3 protein-coding genes are annotated in these 1,844 nt (G+C 70.8%); all 3 read right to left on the reverse strand.

Features of this window, described 5'->3' with window-relative positions:
* On the reverse strand, positions 1-350 hold a 350-nt coding region (locus FRW57_RS21160), incomplete at its 3' end, for a hypothetical protein (protein WP_420853278.1).
* Positions 347-1,027 carry an ABC transporter ATP-binding protein gene (locus FRW57_RS21165; protein ID WP_152186994.1) on the reverse strand — a complete coding sequence of 227 codons (681 nt, stop codon included), beginning with the start codon at positions 1,025-1,027 and terminating at the stop codon, positions 347-349. The genes FRW57_RS21160 and FRW57_RS21165, both read right to left, overlap by 4 nt.
* Positions 1,027-1,551: a PadR family transcriptional regulator gene (locus FRW57_RS21170; protein WP_238999525.1), complete on the reverse strand. Its 525-nt coding sequence runs from the start codon at positions 1,549-1,551 to the stop codon at positions 1,027-1,029. Before FRW57_RS21170 ends, FRW57_RS21165 begins: the two co-directional genes overlap by 1 nt.
* Between the last annotated feature and the right edge of the window lie 293 nt (positions 1,552-1,844).

Here is a 1,844-nt window from a genome sequence, read left to right on the forward strand (position 1 = left end):
CGGGCCTGAGCCCGGCCAGGATGGCGTTCTCGGTGCCGGCGACCAGCCGGGTCCGGGCCGGGCTCAGGCCCGAGCAGCCGCAGCGCGGCGAGTCGGCGATCGCGGGTGCTGGCCGACAGCCGCCCCAGACTCATCGCCAGCACGGTGATCGGCAGACATAGACACAGCAGCACGCTGACCGCCTGCAGGCGGGCGTCGCTGGTGACCGGGCCGCCAGGGCGGATCGCGGCGGGCAGGGCCACGGTCAGCAGGAACAGGAACGAGGCGATGGCGTTGCCGGCCACCACGGCGAGCCGGCGGAACCGCCCTCCCGCCCAGGCGAGGCGCCAGCCGAGCTGAACGGTGCTCATCGTGTTGCCGTCAACGACGGTGACATGTGGCCGTCCCGCAGGCTGACCTGACGGTCGGCGTAGGCCGCGACCCGTACCTCGTGGGTGACCAGCAGCACCGCCGTCGACTGCTCGCGGGCCACCGCGATCAGCGCCTCCAGCACCAGCTCACCGGCCAGGGTGTCCAAGGACCCGGTGGGCTCGTCGGCAAAGATCACCTCCGGTCGATGCACCAGGGCCCGGGCCACGGCCGCCCGCTGCGCCTGGCCGCCGGAGACTTCGTTGACCCTGCGGCTAGCGACCGGTTCGATCTCGAGCCGGGACAACAGCTCCATCGCCGCCCGACGCGCCGGGCGCGAGCTGGTGCCGGTCAGCCGCAGCGGCAGCTCGACGTTCTCGACCAACGTCAGTTCCGGGATCAAGTCACCGAACTGGAACACGAATCCCATCCGCGCCAGCCGCGCCCGGCTACGAGCCCGCTCCGAGAGGGAGTCGATGCGCTGGCCATCGAAGACGACCTGCCCGGCATCCGGACGCAGCAGCCCCGCCAGGACGTGCAGCAGCGTGGACTTACCGGACCCGCTAGGCCCCATCACCGCGACCAGTTCACCCCGGTCGATGCCGACGTCGACCCCGTCCAGGACCTGGTTCACGCCGAACGCCAGGCCGAGCCTGGAGCCCTGCAGCAAGGTGGTCATCACCGTTCTCCCTTCGCGTCCAACTGGCTCGCGAGCCGTTCCAGGCGCTGGCCGGCCAGCTCCACCCACTTCAGGTCGGCCTCCAGGTGCAGCAGCTCGAAGTCGCCGGCGAGCCGGTCGACCACGTCGCCGGCCGCACGGCCAGCGGTGACCTGACGCATCCGCTCCAGATAGACCTCACGCTGGGCCTCGAGGATCTCCCCCGCGGGACGCCCCGAGACCAGCGCGAGGACAACCTTGGTGAACAGCTCCGTGGGCCGGCCTCCGGGCAGCTGCGGCGTGTGCAGCCAGGTGTCGACCTCGGTCAACCCCGCATCGGTGATCGCATACAGCTTGCGCTCGGCCGCGCCGCCCTGCTCGAACCCGACCCCGGCCGCCAGCCCATCGCGCTCCAGCCGCGCCAGCGTCGAATACACCTGACCGAACTTCAGCTCACGCTCCTGCCCCAGCAGGTCGTCATACCGCTTCTTCAACGCGAACCCGTGCGCCGAACCAGCCGCGTCCAGCAACGTCAGCAAAGCCATCGGAACCGTCATACGAGCTATATACACCCAGTTACTACTCTCGGTGCATACTCTGCTCCTCTCGGCGTGGTGTCCCGGTCGATCCTCCCTGCTCGCCGGCCACCGCGCCTGGCTGCCCGTAGCGGTCAGCGGCTCGGAGAGGAGGCCCCGGCACGACGCAGGAGCAGCAGTTCACCGTGTGCGGCCGCGAGCTGGGCGCGCAGTGCGGTGGCCTCCTGGTGGCGCGCCTGGCGCTCGGCCGCGAGCTTGGCGGTCAGCTCCCGGATGATGTTGTTGCCGTCCGGCGCCGTCTC

Source organism: Segeticoccus rhizosphaerae (genome assembly GCF_009192725.1).
Taxonomy (GTDB): Bacteria; Actinomycetota; Actinomycetes; order Actinomycetales; family Dermatophilaceae; genus Segeticoccus; species Segeticoccus rhizosphaerae.

Bases quoted from the DNA above. Each gene is read 5' to 3' on its own strand.
- FRW57_RS21165 (WP_152186994.1), bottom strand. From the start codon at position 1,027: ATGACCACCTTGCTGCAGGGCTCCAGGCTCGGCCTGGCGTTCGGCGTG.
- FRW57_RS21170 (WP_238999525.1), bottom strand. From the start codon at position 1,551: ATGGCTTTGCTGACGTTGCTGGACGCGGCTGGTTCGGCGCACGGGTTC.